Here is a 15,742-nt window from a genome sequence, read left to right on the forward strand (position 1 = left end):
TGGGCAGTCGTCGCTCGCAGTCTTCCGGAGCCGCCCTAGTTGAACGGCAAGCCCCGAAAGGAACCCCATGGCCGACCGCCTGACGCCGCGACAGATCCTTGATGCCCTGGTGGGCTTTCCCACCGTGAGCCGCGACAGCAACCTGCCGCTGATCGACTGGGTCGAGGCGTACCTGACCGGCCACGGCATCACCTGTCACCGGCATTACAACGACGCGCGCGACAAGGCTGCGCTTTATGCTCATGTCGGCCCCGAAGAGCCGGACGGCGTAATTCTGTCCGGCCACACCGACGTCGTCCCGGTCGATGGCCAGCCCTGGACCTCGGACCCCTTCACCGTGACCGAACGGGACGGGCGGCTTTACGGGCGCGGCACCACCGACATGAAGGGCTTTGACGCGCTTGCCCTCTGGGCGCTGGTCGAGGCGCAGCATCGCGGTGTGACCCGACCGCTGCAGATCGCGCTCAGCTATGATGAAGAGGTGGGGTGTACCGGTGCGCCACCGCTGATCGCGGCGATGGCCGATCTGCCCCGCGCCTCTGCGGTGATCGTGGGCGAACCCACGGGAATGAAGGCCGTGACCGCCCACAAGGGCGGGGTCAGCTTCTGGGTGCATTTGCACGGGTTCGAGGTGCATTCCTCGATCCTGCACGAAGGGGTCAGCGCCATCATGTACGCGGCCAAGCTGATCGACTGGGCCAATCAGGTGAATGCCGAAAATGCCGCCGCTGCGCCGAACCCGCTGGCGCGGCTTTTCAACCCGCCGTTCACCAACGTGCATGTGGGCACGGTCACCGGCGGCACGGCTCAGAACATCACCGCCAAGGATTGCGAATTCGGCCTCGGGTTCCGCGTCGTGCCGGGCGAGGATCCGCAGGACTGGAAGGCGCGCTTTCTTGCCAAAGTGGCCGAAGTCGAGGCCGAGATGAAGGCGGTGCGCCCCGAAACGTGGATCGAGGTGACAGACACCTTCGCCCTGCCGATCTTCGAGCCCGAAGAGGGCGGCGCCGCCGAGGCGCTGGTGCGCCGCGTCACCGGCGACAACGGCACGATGCACGTGAGCTATGGCACCGAGGCCAGCCATTTCCAGACCGCGGGCTATTCCGCCGTGGTCTGCGGGCCGGGCGATATCGCGGTCGCGCACCAGCCGGATGAGTTCATCACCCTGGCACAGTTCGACGCGGGCCATGACTTCATGGAAAAGCTGCTCGACGATCTGGCATGACCTTTCCCTTTGCCTTGCCGGACCGGCCCGAACATGGCGCCGCCTTGCCCCGCCAGACCCAGGTGGTGGTGATCGGCGGCGGTGTGATCGGCGTCACCGCCGCACTTTTTCTTGCGCGGGCAGGGGGGCCGGTGGTGCTCTTGGAAAAAGGCCGTGTGGCGGCAGAGCAATCCAGCCGCAACTGGGGCTGGATCCGTGTGCAGGGCCGCGACATGGCCGAGATCCCGATCGCGCTCGAGGCGCAGCGCCTTTGGCAGGCGCTTGACGCCGACTGCGGGGGGCGGCTGGGCGTCAAACGCGTTGGCGTGACTTACCTCGCCCGAAGCGACAAGGACATGCAGGCCTATGCCGGCTGGTTGCGCGATGCCGAGCCGTTCGGGCTGTCCTCGCACCTGATCGACCGCGCAGGCCTTGCCAGACACTTGCCCGGCGCAAGGGGACACTGGGCCGGGGCGCTGGTCACGCCGTCCGACCTGCGGGGGGAACCCTGGCAGGCGGTGCCGGAACTGGCGCGTCTGGCCAAGGCCTGCGGCGCGTCGATCGTCGAACGCTGCGCCGTGCGCGCGCTCGACATCGAAGCGGGCCGCATCACCGGGGTGATGACCGAACAGGGCCGCATCGCCTGCGATCAGGTGGTGCTGGCGGCTGGGGCCTGGTCCTCTCTCTTCCTGCGCCGTCACGGGCTGCGCTTGCCACAACTGTCGGTCCGCGCGACGGCGTTCGAGACCGGGCCGCTGCCGCAGGTGACGGGCACGGCGGCGGTCGACGACCGCCTTGCCTGGCGGCCCCGCGCCGATGGCGGCTATACCCTGGCGCCCGCGACGTTGAGCGAGCTTTTCATCGGCCCGGACGCGGTGCGCGCATTGCCGAAATACCTGCCGCTTCTGCGCGAAGGCGGCTTTGACGTGCGGCTCAAAACCCATGCGCCCGCGGGCTATCCGGATGCCTGGGGCACGCCGCGCCGCTGGGACGCCGACGCGCAAAGCCCGTTCGAGCGGATGCGCATTCTCAACCCCGCGCCCAACACCCGCAAGGTTGCCGAAACCGCCCGCCGCTTCGCCGAAACCTTTCCCGAACTGGGTCCGGTCACGCCGCGTACCGCCTGGGCGGGGATGATCGACAGCTTGCCGGACGTTGTTCCGGCCGTGGACCGCGCCGCGGATGTGCCGGGCCTGACGGTGGTCACGGGCATGTGCGGCCACGGGTTCGGCATCGGCCCGGCCTTCGGGCGGATCGCCGCGCGTCTTGCCACCGGCGACGACCCGGGGCACGACCTTGCGCGCTTTCGCCTGACGCGGTTTTCCGACGGCAGCCCGATGCGGCCCGGGCCCAACATCTGACCGCTCGCCGGTACATCTTCCTGGTGAAACGCCGTGGAACACAGCGGCCCGGCCCTTGCAGCCCGCACCGCGCGCTGTCAGATTGCCCGCAACCTTCCAGACAGGAGACAGACTCATGCCGGTCAAGAACCGCTTTGCCGAATTGCTTCCCGAGATCACCGCCTGGCGCCGCGATCTGCACGAACATCCCGAGATCCTGTTCGACACCCACCGCACCAGCGCGGTCGTGGCCGAAAAGCTCACGGCTTTCGGCTGCGACGAGGTGGTGACCGGCATCGGGCGCACCGGCGTCGTGGGCGTGATCAAGGGCAAATCCGACACGTCGGGCAAGGTCATCGGCCTGCGCGCCGACATGGACGCACTGCCGATCCACGAACAGACCGGGCTCGACTACGCGTCCAAGACCGATGGCGCGATGCATGCCTGCGGGCACGACGGCCACACCGCGATGCTGCTGGGGGCCGCGCAGTACCTGAGCGAGACGCGCAATTTCGACGGCACCGTCGTGGTGATCTTTCAGCCCGCCGAAGAGGGTGGCGGCGGCGGCCGGGAAATGTGCAACGACGGCATGATGGAGCGTTTCGGCATTCAGGAGGTTTACGGCATGCACAACTGGCCGGGCCGTCCGCTGGGGTCCTTCGCGATCCGCTCCGGCCCGTTCTTTGCCGCGACCGACCTTTTCGATATCGTGATCGAGGGCAAGGGCGGCCACGCCGCCAAGCCGCAGGAAACCGTCGACAGCACGGTGGTGGCGGCGCAGGTGGTGACGGCACTGCAGACCATCGCCAGCCGCAACGCCGATCCGGTCAGCCAGATCGTGGTCTCCGTGACGTCGTTCGAAACCTCCTCCAAGGCGTTCAACGTGATCCCGCAGCGGGTGCACATGAAGGGCACGGTGCGCACGATGTCCAATGAAAACAGGGATCTGGCCGAAGAGCGGATCACCGCGCTGAGCCAGAGCATCGCCCAAGCCTATGGCGCCACCGCCACGGTCGATTACATCCGCAACTACCCCGTGATGGCCAACCACGAAGAGCAGACGGCCTTCGCCGCCGAGGTGGCGCGCGCGGTGTCAGGCGATTGCGAGGAGGCGCCGCTGGTCATGGGCGGCGAGGATTTCGCCTTCATGCTGGAAGAACGGCCCGGGGCCTACATCCTTGTGGGCAATGGCGACACGGCATCGGTGCACCACCCCGAATACAACTTTTCGGACGAGGCGATCCCCGCCGGTTGCAGCTGGTGGGCAGAAATCGTGGAACGGCGGATGCCCGCGGCCTGAGGGGTCTGCGGGATAAATCAAGCGGTACCGATGTCGGAGCGGCAGACCACGGTCCGCCGCTCTTCTTTCGGCTCACACGCCGCTTCATGCGGCCAGACCGAACAGCGGCCCGGCGCTTGGCCGGGCCACCCGGCCTCAGGCGTCGGCTATTTTCTTGCGCGGCTTGGCGGCGGGCTTGGCTTTTGCAGCGGCAGCCTTGGCTGCCTTCGGAGCGGCGGCTTTCGCGGCCGGAGCTTTGGCGGCGGCTTTCTTGGGGGCTGCGGCCTTGGCACGCGGTTTGCGCGGCTTGGCGGCGGGGGTCAGGGTTTCCACCGCGCGGATCCAGTGATCCTGATCGCGGCCTTCGGGCTGACCTTCTTCGAGCCACAGGAAATAGGCGGCCTGGGCGATCTGTGCGTCATCGAGTTGCTGTGCGGGCATGATATCCTCATCGTCATTGAGAAAGGGTTGGGCAGTCTGGTTGGGCGCGGCGGCGCCGCTGCTTTGTCGGCGCGCTCGCGCCGGTGCATTAGCGCTAACATAATACCGCAATGCTGCACCTGCACAATACAGCGGCAGCGGCCGTCGGCGGAGTGTTGCGCGTCCGCATCGGCTGGCCAGCGCGTCCGTTCCGCGCTAAAGCGGGGCCAGCCGGAGGGACGTTCATGGTCGCCAATATCATCTGCATCAAATGGGGCACCCTTTTTGGCCCGGAATACGTCAACCGGCTCTATTCCGGCGTCCGCCGCAACCTCAGCCTGCCGGTGCGGTTCTTCTGCATGACCGAACACCCCGATGGCCTGCACCCAGATATTGAGGTGCTGGACCTGCCGGTCGAGCCCTACCGGGCCGAGATGGACGCCGCGCTCGCGGTGGCCAACCGGCAGGGGGCGATGCGCAAGACATCGCTCTTTCGGCGCGGGCTCGTGCCGGATCTCGACGGGCCGTTTCTGGGCTTCGACCTTGATGTGGTGATCACCGGTTCGCTCGACCCGATCTGGACCCTTGCCCCCGACACGGTCGCGATGCGCCACGACTGGGTCGAGGCGCGCAAGGGGCGGCCCACGGGCCACGGATCGGTCTTCCGCTTCGATCCCGAACGGCACGGATTCCTCTACGACGATCTGGCCGCCAACCCCTATCAGGAGGTGGAAAAGGCCCGCGGATCCGAACAGAGATATACCAGCCACAAGGCGATGGATCGCGGCGTTTTCACATATATTCCAGGGGAATGGGTGGTAAGCTTCAAGTATGACTGCAACCCTTTTCCGCAGAACTACTGGCGTGATCCGCAGCTGCCGCCCGACGCCCGCGTGGTCTGCTTTCACGGCCGCCCCAAGATGCCCGAGGCTGTTGAGGGCTATTCCGGCTCGCTCATCCGCCGCTCGCGGCCCTGCGGCTGGCTCAAGGATCACTGGATCGACCGTGCGCGGGCCGATCTGGGCGCGGAATTCGGCTGATCCGGGCACGCGCATCCCCTTGCCCCGTCAGGCAAAGCCGGGGTAAGAGCAGGGCAAGAGCAATGAGGGAAGGGCATCGCCATGCGTCGTGTTGTGGTTACGGGGCTGGGTCTGGTCACACCGCTGGCCTGCGGGGTCGAGGAAAGCTGGAGCCGTATTCTGGATGGCAAGTCCGGGGCAGGGCCGATCACCAAATTCGATGCCAGCCACCTGGCCACCACCTATGCCTGCGAAGTGCCGCACGGCGATGGCACCGACGGCACCTTCAACGCCGATGACTGGCTGGACAAGAAGGAACAGCGCAAGGTCGACGATTTCATCCTTTACGGCATCGCCGCTGCCGAACAGGCGGTACGGGATGCCGACTGGAAGCCCGAGGACGAGGAAAGCCGCCTGCGCACCGGCGTGATGATCGGATCGGGCATCGGCGGGCTGAATTCCATCGCCGAAACCGCGCTGCTGATCCGGGACAAGGGCCCGCGCCGCGTGAGCCCGTTCTTCATTCCGGGCGCGCTGATCAACCTGATCTCGGGCAACGTGTCGATCCGCTACGGCTTCAAGGGGCCGAACCATTCGGTCGTGACGGCCTGTTCCACAGGCGCGCATGCCATCGGCGATGCTGCGCGGCTGATCAAGGACGGCGATGCCGACGTGATGATCGCGGGCGGGGCAGAGGCCGCGATTTCCGAGATCGGCATCGCCGGCTTCAACGCCTGCAAGGCGCTGTCTACGGGCCGCGCCGACGATCCCACCAAGGCCAGCCGCCCCTATGACGCCGACCGCGACGGCTTTGTCATGGGCGAAGGCGCTGGTATCGTGGTGCTTGAGGAGTACGAACACGCCAAGGCACGCGGCGCGCATATTTATGCCGAGGTCTGCGGCTATGGCCTGTCGGGCGACGCCTATCACATCACCGCGCCCGCGTCCGACGGCGACGGGGCTGAACGGTCGATGCGTGCGGCCCTAGGCAAGGCCGGGCTGGAGCCGGGCGATCTGGATTACATCAACGCGCACGGCACGTCGACCATGGCGGATGTCATCGAACTGGCCGCGGTCGAGCGGATGCTGGGCGACGCGGTGTCGAAGGTGACCATGTCCTCGACCAAGTCCGCCACCGGGCACCTGCTGGGCGCCGCGGGCGCGATCGAGGCGATCTTTGCCATCCTCGCGATCCGTGACCAGGTCGCGCCGCCGACCATCAACCTCGACAACCCGGCGGTGGAGTCGAAGGTCGACCTGGCCCCCAATGCCAAGCGCCCCCGCGACATCACCTATGCCCTGTCGAATTCCTTTGGCTTTGGCGGCACCAACGCCAGCGTGATCTTCGGAAAGGCCAGCTGATGTGGCGCAACATCGCGTCTAACGCCCTGAGCTTTCTTGTCGTTTTGGTGTTTCTCTTCGGCGGCGCACTGATCTGGGCGCAGTCGGAATACGACACCGCCGGGCCGCTGGACGCGCCGATCTGCCTGCAGGTCGAGCGCGGGTCGAACTTTCGCCGCGTGTCCGACGAACTGGTCAGCCAGAACGCCGTCAGCAGCGGCATGCTGTTCCGGCTGGGCGCGGATTACGCCGACAAGACCAGCGATCTGAAGGCCGGCAGTTTCCTCGTGCCCGAAGGCGCGTCGATGTCCGAAATCGTCGACATCGTGACCCGCGGCGGGGCCAGCACCTGCGGGACCGAGGTCGTCTACCGCGTCGGTATCACCCGCGCGAGCGTCCAGGTCCGCGAACTCGACCCCGCTACCGGCCGGTTCGAGGAAGTCGCCGAATTTGACCCCGCCGAGGGCGAGGCGCCGGAGGCGTATCAGCAGGTCCGCCAGCAGGCCGACACCCGCTACCGCATCGCGCTGGCCGAAGGCGTGACCAGCTGGCAGGTGGTGGAAGAGCTGCGCCAGATGGACGTGCTCGAGGGCGATGTCGAAGAGGTGCCCGCCGAAGGCTCGCTTGCGCCCGACAGCTATGAGGTGGTGCCCGGCGACACGCTGGCGTCTGTCATCGACCGGATGCAGCAGGCGCAAGAGGTCATCCTGACCCGCGCCTGGCAGGACCGCGCGCCGGGCCTGCCGCTCGAAAGCCCCGAAGAGGCGCTGATCCTGGCGTCGATCGTGGAGAAGGAAACCGGCATCCCCACCGAACGCGAACAGGTGGCGAGCGTGTTCATTAACCGTCTGAACCAGGGCATGCGCCTGCAGACCGACCCGACGGTGATCTACGGCATCACCAAGGGGCAGGGGGTGCTGGGCCGGGGTCTGCGCCAGTCGGAACTGCGCGCCGCGACGCCTTACAACACCTACGTGATCCCGGCGCTGCCGCCGACGCCGATCGCCAACCCGGGCCGCGCCAGCATCGAGGCGGCGCTCAATCCCGACAGCGCGGACTATCTGTTCTTCGTCGCCAAGACGCTTGATCCGTCCGATGGGCACGTCTTTGCCGTAACCTTGGCCGAGCATAACGACAACGTCGCGGCCTACCGCCGGTTGGAGGCTGAGCAGGCGAACCAGTAGGGCGCGGCCGTTCTGCCGCGCCTGTCAGGATGGTTGCTGCAACGGGATTTCCAGCCGGAACACCGTGTTGTCGCCATCGGATGTGGCGCTGATCTGGCCGGAATGCGCCTTTGCGATCTGGTCGGCGATATAAAGCCCCAGCCCAAGCCCCTGCAGGGATGCGCTTTCATCGCCGCGTTCGAAGGGCTTGAAAAGGTTCGACAGGATGTTGTCGGGGATCCTCTTGCCGGGGTTCGTCACCGAGAGGACAAAGCACTCGCCCTCGGCCCCGGTCGCGACGAGGATCGGCTTGTTCCGCGATCCATGCGTGACAGCGTTGGCCACGAGGTTCGACAAAAGCTGGTCAAGCCGCGGCGCATCGCACACCAGCGTCCCCTCGAAGGCAAAGGCGGTTTCAATCTGACGCTCCGGGAAGGTCAGGCGGATTTCGTCGACCACCCGTTCGAAGCCGTCCGACAGGGTGTTGCAAGGCTGCAGGTCCACCGGAATGCCGCCGCCAAGGCGCGCCCGTGCGAAATCCATCGTGTAGTCGATGAGCTTGGCCATCCGGGCAGAGCTTCCCTGGATCGAGGCAAGCATCTTGGCGATGGTTTCGTCGTGGGGCTGGCGCGCCGCAATCCGCACCGCCGACCCGATGGCGGCCAGCGGATTGCGCAGGTCATGGCTCAGAATGGCGATGAACTGTTCGCGCAACAGGGCCTCGTCCTCGGACGATTGCAGGGCCCGGGCCTGCGCCTTGTCCCGCGTCACATCCCGCGCGCTGCAGACAAAGATATCGCCCTCGGGCACCGCGACCCAGGACAGCCAGCGATAGCTGCCATCCTTGCAGCGGTACTGGTTTTCGAAATGCAGAGCCGGTTCGCCTTTTTTCATAGTGCCGAACAGGGCGATGGTCCGCTCCATATCGTCGGGATGTAGAAAATCGGTAAAGACCATGCTGCGGATTTCGTCTTCGGACCATCCCAGCACGGTTTGCCACGCCGGGTTGGTTTCAATGAAAACACCATCCTGATTAACGATCCCAAGCAGATCGGGCGACACACGCCAGGTCAGACTGTGGGTATTCCCGTGTGACGTCATCTGAATAACCTGTCAGACCTCGAATGATCGCAATAAGATCACGTGTATCACGGTTTCCATTCAACAGGGAAATTCGAAAATCCGATACTGCGGACATTGACAAGGAGGTCGTGCGCATTGCCGCAACCGGGTCGCCGGACATAAACCTCGGAGCACAGGTCAGGGGTGCAAGCGATTGACGGATGGGGCTGAGTCTGACGGCAGGCCAAGGGCAAACGTCGATGCGCGATATGGCGCGGCCGATACCGAAAGGCCTGGAAATTGTGGCGCGGCCCCGACGATTGTCTGGGGCCGCGTCAAGTCTTTAACCGATGATGTCGTTCAGCGTCTGCGACGGGCGCATGACGGCGGCGGTCTTTGCCTCGTCCGGGTGGTAATAGCCACCGATATCCACGGGTGCGCCCTGCACGGCGGCGAAATCGGCGGTGATCTTCTCCTCGTTTTCGGCAAGCGCCTTGGCGATCCCGGCGAAATGCGCGGCAAGCTCGGCATCCTGCGACTGCTCCGCCAGGGCCTGCGCCCAGTAAAGGGCAAAGTAGTAGTGGCTGTCGCGGTTGTCGGGCTGACCCACCTTGCGGTCGGGGGATTTGTTGTTGTCCAGCACACCCTGCGTTGCGACCTCGACCGCTTCGCCCAGCACGCGGGCCTTTTCATTGTCGCGGGCATCGGCCAGGAACTTCAGGCTTTCCCCCAGCGCACAGAATTCGCCCAGCGAATCCCAGCGCAGGTGGTTCTCCTCGACCAGTTGCTGCACGTGCTTGGGCGCGGACCCGCCGGCACCGGTTTCAAACAGCCCGCCGCCCTGCATCAGCTTGACGATGGAAAGCATCTTGGCGCTGGTCGCCAGTTCCAGGATCGGGAACAGGTCGGTCAGGTAGTCGCGCAGCACGTTGCCGGTGATCGCGATCGAGGTCTTGCCCTGCCGGATCGTTTCCAGTGTCTGGCGGGTCGCTTCGCGCGGCGCCATGATCTGGAACTTGTCCGCAACGCCCTTGGCTTCGAGGATCGGTTTGACATAGGCGATGAGCTCCGCGTCATGCGCGCGGTTCGCATCCAGCCAGAAGATCGCCTCGCAGCCTTCGGCCTTTTGCCGGTCGATGGCCAGCTGCACCCAATCCTCGATCGGGGCCTTGCGGGCCGAGGCCGAGCGCCAGATGTCGCCCGCCTTGACACTGTGTTCGTGCAGCACGGTGCCATCCTCCAGCACCATCTTCACGGTGCCGTCGGCGGGGATTTCGAACGTGGTGGGGTGCGAGCCGTATTCCTCGGCCTTCTGGGCCATGAGGCCGATGTTCTGCACCGTGCCCGCGGTCGCGGGATCCAGCTTGCCGGTTTCCTTGAAGTACTTGATCGTCTCGTCATAGACCGGCGCGTAAGAGCTGTCGGGGATGACGCAATTGGTGTCATGCTCGTTCCCGTCCGGGCCCCAGCCCTTGCCGCCCGCGCGGATCAGTGCGGGCATCGACGCGTCGATGATCACGTCGGACGGCACGTGCAGGTTGGTGATGCCCTTGTCGGAATTCACCATGTACATCGGCGGGCGCTGGTCGCGGACCGCCTCGATGGCCTGCATGATCTCGGGCTCGTCCTTGACCTTGTCCAGCAGCGCGCCCAGGCCCCCGTTGGGATCGACGCCCAGGTCTTTCATCTTGTCGCCGTACTGGTCGAACACCGGGGCAAGCCAGGCCTTGACCGCGTGGCCAAAGATGATCGGGTCTGAAACCTTCATCATCGTGGCCTTCATGTGCAGCGAAAAGAGCGTGCCTTCGGCTTTGGTCTTTTCGATCTCTTCGGCAAGGAAGGCGTCAAGCGCGCTGGCCGACATGTAGGTGGCATCGACCACGGTGCCTGCGGGATAGCTGACCGCGTCCTTGAGCACGGTTTCGGTGCCGTCGGCGGCGGTGTGCACGATCTTGGCGGTCGCAGCGCTGTCCAGCGTCGCCGACACCTCATTCGAGAAGAAATCGCCCGACCCCATGGTCGCCACGCGGGTCTTGCTGTCGGCAGACCAGTCGCCCATGCGATGCGGGTTGTTCTGGGCGTATTTCTTGACCGCGGCGGCGGCGCGGCGGTCCGAATTGCCTTCGCGCAGGACCGGGTTCACCGCCGACCCCTTGATCGTGTCATAGCGCGCGCGCACGGCCTTTTCCTCGTCCGTTTCCGGCGATTCGGGATAGTCGGGCAGGGCGTAGCCCTGTGCCTGAAGTTCCTTGACCGCCGCCACCAGCTGCGGCACCGAGGCCGAGATGTTGGGCAGCTTAATCACGTTCGCCTCGGGCGTCTTCACCAGCTCGCCCAGGGCGGCCAGATCGTCGCTTTGGCGCTGATCTTCGGTCAGGTGGTCGGAAAAGGCCGCGATGATGCGCCCGGCCAGCGAAATGTCCTTGATGCCGACGCTCACGCCGGCGGCGGCGGCGAAACTGCGGATGATCGGCAAAAGAGAGTAGGAGGCGAGCTCGGGCGCTTCGTCCACCTTGGTATAGATGATGTCGGGGGTGTTCTGGTCAGCCATGATATGCACGCCTTTCTGTCAGATTGCCCCTCGCTTAGCTGGTCTGGATGCTCAGGTCTACCGCCCGATGGCAAACAAACGGTGCCTGCGACACTTTTTTGCATACCTTCGCATACAATTGTTGGAATTGCGGGCGCCGGCGGTCGCATTGGCCCTGCCATGCCGCGATTTTCCGCAGCGCAAACGCGGCACGGGGCGGCCGTAGCCGGTACTGAGTCGGCCAGAAACGCCGCAGCCGTGGCGACGCGCCACGCGGTGCAGGGCTGGTCAATCTGAACCGCGCGGTCTATCCCGAGCGGGCGCTGATGAAGGAATGTCGATGCCGCCCGAAACCTCTGCCGCAGAACTGGCCGCCCAGGAACGGGCATCGGGCTGGCGCACGATCCGCCGGGTCGGCCCGTACCTGTGGCCGCGCGAACCCAGGTGGGTGCGCGTGCGGGTGTCGATTGCGATGGCATTCCTGCTGGTGGCCAAGCTTATCGCCGTGGCGACGCCCTGGTTCTACAAATCCGCCGTCGACAGCCTGAGCGGCGAGGTGTCGGACCTTGCCCTTGGCGCCGTCGGGCTGACCGTCGCCTACGGCATGGCGCGGCTGATGACCGTGGGATTTCAGCAATTGCGCGATGCGGTCTTTGCCCGGGTGGGGCAGCGGGCGCTGCGCACCCTGGCGCTGGAGACCTTTACCCACATCCATCGCCTGTCGATGCGCTATCATATCACCCGCAAGACCGGCGGGCTGAGCCGTATCATCGAACGCGGCGTCAAGGGCGTGGATTTCCTGCTGCGGTTCCTGCTCTTCAGCATCGGGCCACTGGTGCTGGAGCTTTTGCTGATCGGCATCGTGCTCTTTTTCCTTTTCGATATCTGGTATCTGGTGGTCGTGGCGCTGACCATCGCGCTTTATGTCTGGTTCACTTTCGCGGTGACCGAATGGCGTGTGAAGCTGCGCCGGGTGATGAACGAACAGGACACCGACGCCAATCAGAAGGCCATAGACAGCCTGTTGAATTTCGAGACGGTCAAGTATTTCGGGGCCGAGGGGCGCGAGGCCGCCCGCTATGACAGCGCCATGCAGCAATACGAGGCCGCGGCGGTCAAGACCGCCACGTCGCTGTCGTTTCTCAACTTCGGGCAAAGCCTGCTGATCACCGGCGGGCTGGTGGCGGTGATGGTCATGGCCGCGATGGGGGTTCAGTCGGGCGCGCTGACCGTGGGGGATTTCGTGATGGTCAACGCTTACATGATCCAGATCACCATGCCGCTGAACTTCTTGGGCACGGTCTACCGCGAAATCCGCCAGGCGCTGGTCGACATGGGCCAGATGTTCGACCTTTTGGAACAACCGCCCGAGGTCAGCGACAAACCCGGCGCGCCCGCCTTGCAGGTCGGCGGCGGCGTCGTGCGGTTCGAGGATGTGACCTTTGGCTATGACCCGGACCGGCCGATCCTGCGGGGCGTGTCGCTGCAGGTGGGGGCAGGGCAGAACGTTGCGCTGGTGGGCCCGTCGGGGGCGGGCAAATCCACCATCGGGCGGCTGCTTTTCCGCTTCTACGACGTGTCGGGCGGCAAGCTGACCATCGACTGGCAGGACCTGCGCGACGTCACGCAAACCAGCCTGCATGACGCCATCGGCGTCGTCCCGCAGGATACGGTGCTTTTCAACGACACGATCCGTTACAACATCGCCTACGGCCGCGATGGCGCCACGCAGGACGAGATTGTCGCAGCCGCCCGCGCCGCGCAGATCCACGGCTTTATCGAAAGCCTGCCCGAGGGTTATGACACCATGGTGGGCGAACGCGGGCTGAAGCTGTCGGGCGGCGAGAAACAGCGGGTCGGCATCGCGCGCACGCTGCTCAAGAACCCGCCGATCCTGCTGCTGGACGAGGCGACGAGCGCGCTGGACACCGAAACCGAGGCGGAAATCCAGGGCGCGCTGCGCGTCGCCGCCGAGGGGCGCACCGTGATCACCATCGCGCATCGGCTGTCGACCATTTCCGACGCCGACCGGATCGTCGTGCTTGAGGCGGGGCAGGTGGTCGAGGAGGGCACGCACGACGATCTTCTGGCCGCGCGTGGCCGCTATGCCCAGCTGTGGCAGCGCCAGCAGGCGGAAGAGGACGACGCGGCCTGACGTGCCGCAAGCCGCGCAACAGGCTGTCAAATTCCACGGAATGGCCATGGAATGACCGGCTTTCGCGGGTAATACTTTGCGCCGAAACGGCATTGAACGCGGGGCGTGAAGTTTGAACAAGCGGATTTTGTGGATTTTCGCGCTGTTCGTTCTGGAACTTTGCGCGATCATCCTCGTGTTTCAGGTCCTGACCTCTGTCGAATGTCGGCTGACAAGCATCGAAGGCGCCTGCCGGGCCTTGCGCGGGCTTGTGGTGCGCGCCGCCAGTGTCTTTGCCGCCCTCGGCATTCTGTTGTTTGCACGGCCCGCGATCTGGCACCAGCTGCGCGATCTGTCGGCCGCCCCTGGCGCGCGTGGCTGGCTGGGGGTGCATCTGGCAGGTCTCGTGCTGATCTTCGCACCGCTGCTCTTTGTCTCGGCGGCCGAGGTGAACGCCCAGTTCGCGCCGATCTTTGCCTGCCTTGTCGCGGGCGCGCTGCTGGCCGCCATGGGCGGGCTTTTCTGGCTGATGCCGCCTGCGCATTGGGTCACGTGGCTGCGCGCCCAGCGGTTCACGCAGCTCAGCATCCTCGCGCTGGCGCTGCTCATCCCGGACCTTGCCACCGCGCTCGAACCGCTCTGGTCCGTCGATCTGCTGTCGCGGCTGACCTTCTTTGCGACAGCCATCACTCTGTCGCTGATCAGCCGCGACGTGGTGGTGCAGCCGGAATTCGCGCTCATCGGGTCGGACGGCTTTGTCGTCGAGGTGGCAAGCCAGTGTTCGGGCATCGAAGGCTTTGCGCTGATCACGGGGTTCCTGACGATCTATGCCATCCTCTTTCGCGACACGCTGCGGCCCTTGCGATTCTGGGGCGTGGTGCTGCCGCTGGCGCTGCTGTGCAGCTGGGTCTTCAACATTATCCGCATTTCTGCGCTGATCCTGATCGGGGCGCGGGTGTCGCCGGAATTGGCCGTGAACGGGTTTCACAGCTTTGCCGGATGGCTTTTCTTCACGGTGCTGGCGCTGGGGGTGCTGGTGGTGGTGCAGGCCATCCCGTGGCTGCACCGCGCCGCGCCGGTGGCGCGCGGCACAGCACCGCCGCTGCGGCAGGACTGGTCGGTGGCGCGGATCGTGCCTTTCATCGTCTTCATGGTGTCGGGCATCGTGGTGCAGGCGTTCTTTGCCGACCCGGCGCTGGGATACCCGCTGCAGGCGCTGGCGCTGGCGGGGGCGCTCTTGTACTTCCGCGCGGCCTTTGCGGCGCTAGACTGGGCGTTCGACCCGCTGGCCATCGCGGCGGGGCTGGGCATCGCGGTGTTCTGGATCGCGCTCGCTCCGGTGGGAGAGGGGAGCGCGAATTCCGCCATCGCCGCGTTGGGGCCGGTTGCGCTGACCGCCTGGATCATCTGCCGGATCGTCGGTACTGCCATGCTGGTGCCCGTGGTCGAAGAGGCGTTCTTTCGTGGTTACGTCCTGGCGCGGCTCGATTCCGGCACGCTCGCCTCAAGGATCGCGGCAGTGGCCGTGTCCTCGGCGCTTTTCGGGCTGTTGCACGGGCGGATCGTCGCGGCGGGACTGGCGGGCGTGGTGCTGGCGCTGGTAATGCTGCGGCGCGGGCGGCTGACCGATGCGATCGTGGCCCATGGCGTGGCCAACCTGCTGATCGCGCTGGTTGCGCTGTGGCGCGGCGATTGGGCGCTGATCTGACCTGCATCGGCCTGCGCGCACGAAAAAAGGGCGCGCCCGCGGCGCACCCTTTTTTGTCTGTTCCTGAATGTTGAAATCAGGCCGAACGGCGGCGCTTGATTTCCCAGGCCAGTGCCAGCGCGGCAGCAACCGCAGCCAGGGCCAGCAGGCCGGTGGAGGCGTCGATCTCGGGCACCGAGCTCGTGGTGCCGCCGGTCGAACCCGTCGACCCGGTCGATCCGCCGGACGAGCCGGACCCGCCCCAGTTGCTCCAGTAGTTCCACCAGCTGTAAGACTGCGCCGATGCGGCGAGTGTCGACATCGGATAGACGACAGCCGCAAGGGCGAATTTAGAAACGAGTGCCTTCATGTCAGTGTATCCTTTCAAAGCCCCGAATGGACCTACCCCAAAACGCCGCCGCGACCTAATTTTGCCACATTCCTACGCCGCACCGCAGACAGTTTCCCGTGCTGCTGCGGCATTGTTTCCGCAGCTGTGACCAATGCTGCAGTGGGCAGCGGCCGGAACCGGTGAAGCGCGTCATAAACGCGAATCACCCGAT

The 15,742-nt window shown here is 65.5% G+C and carries 12 protein-coding genes; 8 read left to right on the forward strand and 4 right to left on the reverse strand.

What is annotated here, in order from left to right; genetic code table 11:
- Positions 1 to 67: 67 nt before the first annotated feature.
- From argE to ACOXXX_RS16890, 3 genes are all read left to right on the forward strand, one after another.
- Entirely contained in the window at positions 68 to 1,225 is a 1,158-nt protein-coding gene (gene argE / locus ACOXXX_RS16880) for an acetylornithine deacetylase (RefSeq protein WP_422827781.1), read from the forward strand.
- On the forward strand, positions 1,222 to 2,565 hold the full coding sequence (locus tag ACOXXX_RS16885; RefSeq protein WP_422827782.1) for an NAD(P)/FAD-dependent oxidoreductase: 1,344 nt from the start codon (positions 1,222 to 1,224) through the stop codon (positions 2,563 to 2,565). Before argE ends, ACOXXX_RS16885 begins: the two co-directional genes overlap by 4 nt.
- A 115-nt stretch (positions 2,566 to 2,680) precedes the next feature.
- A complete protein-coding gene (locus tag ACOXXX_RS16890; RefSeq protein WP_422827783.1) occupies positions 2,681 to 3,844 on the forward strand; it encodes a M20 aminoacylase family protein in 1,164 nt (387 codons plus the stop codon).
- A gap of 135 nt (positions 3,845 to 3,979) precedes the next feature.
- Here ACOXXX_RS16890 and ACOXXX_RS16895 read toward each other — a convergent pair whose 3' ends face one another.
- Positions 3,980 to 4,264, reverse strand: coding sequence for a DUF2934 domain-containing protein (locus ACOXXX_RS16895; RefSeq protein WP_422827784.1), 285 nt, complete (start codon positions 4,262 to 4,264; stop codon positions 3,980 to 3,982).
- Between the two features lie 224 nt (positions 4,265 to 4,488).
- On the opposite strand from ACOXXX_RS16895, the gene ACOXXX_RS16900 reads away from it, so the two are divergent.
- The 3 genes from ACOXXX_RS16900 to mltG all read left to right on the forward strand — a co-directional run bounded on the left by ACOXXX_RS16900 (position 4,489) and on the right by mltG (position 7,787).
- Positions 4,489 to 5,283: a glycosyl transferase gene (locus ACOXXX_RS16900; protein ID WP_422827785.1), complete on the forward strand. Its 795-nt coding sequence runs from the start codon at positions 4,489 to 4,491 to the stop codon at positions 5,281 to 5,283.
- An 81-nt stretch (positions 5,284 to 5,364) separates the two neighbouring features.
- The gene (gene fabF / locus ACOXXX_RS16905; protein WP_422827786.1) at positions 5,365 to 6,624 is read left to right on the forward strand and encodes a beta-ketoacyl-ACP synthase II; all 1,260 of its coding nucleotides are present in this window, start codon (positions 5,365 to 5,367) and stop codon (positions 6,622 to 6,624) included.
- Positions 6,624 to 7,787, forward strand: coding sequence for an endolytic transglycosylase MltG (gene mltG / locus ACOXXX_RS16910; RefSeq protein ID WP_422827787.1), 1,164 nt, complete (start codon positions 6,624 to 6,626; stop codon positions 7,785 to 7,787). The genes fabF and mltG overlap by 1 nt, the downstream gene beginning before the upstream one ends.
- Positions 7,788 to 7,811: 24 nt before the next feature.
- Here mltG and ACOXXX_RS16915 read toward each other — a convergent pair whose 3' ends face one another.
- Together ACOXXX_RS16915 and ACOXXX_RS16920 are read right to left on the reverse strand one after the other, a co-directional pair.
- Entirely contained in the window at positions 7,812 to 8,867 is a 1,056-nt protein-coding gene (locus ACOXXX_RS16915) for a PAS domain-containing sensor histidine kinase (RefSeq protein WP_422827788.1), read from the reverse strand.
- A gap of 304 nt (positions 8,868 to 9,171) precedes the next feature.
- Positions 9,172 to 11,379, reverse strand: coding sequence for an NADP-dependent isocitrate dehydrogenase (locus ACOXXX_RS16920; protein WP_422827789.1), 2,208 nt, complete (start codon positions 11,377 to 11,379; stop codon positions 9,172 to 9,174).
- A 319-nt stretch (positions 11,380 to 11,698) separates the two neighbouring features.
- On the opposite strand from ACOXXX_RS16920, the gene ACOXXX_RS16925 reads away from it, so the two are divergent.
- Both ACOXXX_RS16925 and xrtE read left to right on the forward strand, forming a co-directional pair.
- Complete coding sequence (locus ACOXXX_RS16925) at positions 11,699 to 13,513, forward strand: ABCB family ABC transporter ATP-binding protein/permease (protein ID WP_422827790.1); 1,815 nt, start codon at positions 11,699 to 11,701, stop codon at positions 13,511 to 13,513.
- A gap of 112 nt (positions 13,514 to 13,625) precedes the next feature.
- Entirely contained in the window at positions 13,626 to 15,200 is a 1,575-nt protein-coding gene (gene xrtE / locus ACOXXX_RS16930) for an exosortase E/protease, VPEID-CTERM system (protein ID WP_422827791.1), read from the forward strand.
- 76 nt (positions 15,201 to 15,276) lie between these two features.
- On the opposite strand, the gene ACOXXX_RS16935 is transcribed toward xrtE, so the two are convergent.
- Positions 15,277 to 15,549, reverse strand: coding sequence for a VPEID-CTERM sorting domain-containing protein (locus ACOXXX_RS16935; RefSeq protein WP_422827792.1), 273 nt, complete (start codon positions 15,547 to 15,549; stop codon positions 15,277 to 15,279).
- Positions 15,550 to 15,742 lie beyond the last annotated feature (193 nt).

Origin of the sequence: Thalassococcus sp. BH17M4-6 (genome assembly GCF_049323015.1) — a bacterium.
Lineage (GTDB): Bacteria > Pseudomonadota > Alphaproteobacteria > Rhodobacterales > Rhodobacteraceae > Puniceibacterium.

What these genes read in the sequence shown, in the direction of transcription:
- argE (WP_422827781.1), top strand. Translation starts at nt 68, where the DNA reads ATGGCCGACCGCCTGACGCCGCGACAGATCCTTGATGCCCTGGTGGGC.
- ACOXXX_RS16885 (WP_422827782.1), top strand. Translation starts at nt 1,222, where the DNA reads ATGACCTTTCCCTTTGCCTTGCCGGACCGGCCCGAACATGGCGCCGCC.
- ACOXXX_RS16890 (WP_422827783.1), top strand. Translation starts at nt 2,681, where the DNA reads ATGCCGGTCAAGAACCGCTTTGCCGAATTGCTTCCCGAGATCACCGCC.
- ACOXXX_RS16895 (WP_422827784.1), bottom strand. Translation starts at nt 4,264, where the DNA reads ATGCCCGCACAGCAACTCGATGACGCACAGATCGCCCAGGCCGCCTAT.
- ACOXXX_RS16900 (WP_422827785.1), top strand. Translation starts at nt 4,489, where the DNA reads ATGGTCGCCAATATCATCTGCATCAAATGGGGCACCCTTTTTGGCCCG.
- fabF (WP_422827786.1), top strand. Translation starts at nt 5,365, where the DNA reads ATGCGTCGTGTTGTGGTTACGGGGCTGGGTCTGGTCACACCGCTGGCC.
- mltG (WP_422827787.1), top strand. Translation starts at nt 6,624, where the DNA reads ATGTGGCGCAACATCGCGTCTAACGCCCTGAGCTTTCTTGTCGTTTTG.
- ACOXXX_RS16915 (WP_422827788.1), bottom strand. Translation starts at nt 8,867, where the DNA reads ATGACGTCACACGGGAATACCCACAGTCTGACCTGGCGTGTGTCGCCC.
- ACOXXX_RS16920 (WP_422827789.1), bottom strand. Translation starts at nt 11,379, where the DNA reads ATGGCTGACCAGAACACCCCCGACATCATCTATACCAAGGTGGACGAA.
- ACOXXX_RS16925 (WP_422827790.1), top strand. Translation starts at nt 11,699, where the DNA reads ATGCCGCCCGAAACCTCTGCCGCAGAACTGGCCGCCCAGGAACGGGCA.
- ACOXXX_RS16935 (WP_422827792.1), bottom strand. Translation starts at nt 15,549, where the DNA reads ATGAAGGCACTCGTTTCTAAATTCGCCCTTGCGGCTGTCGTCTATCCG.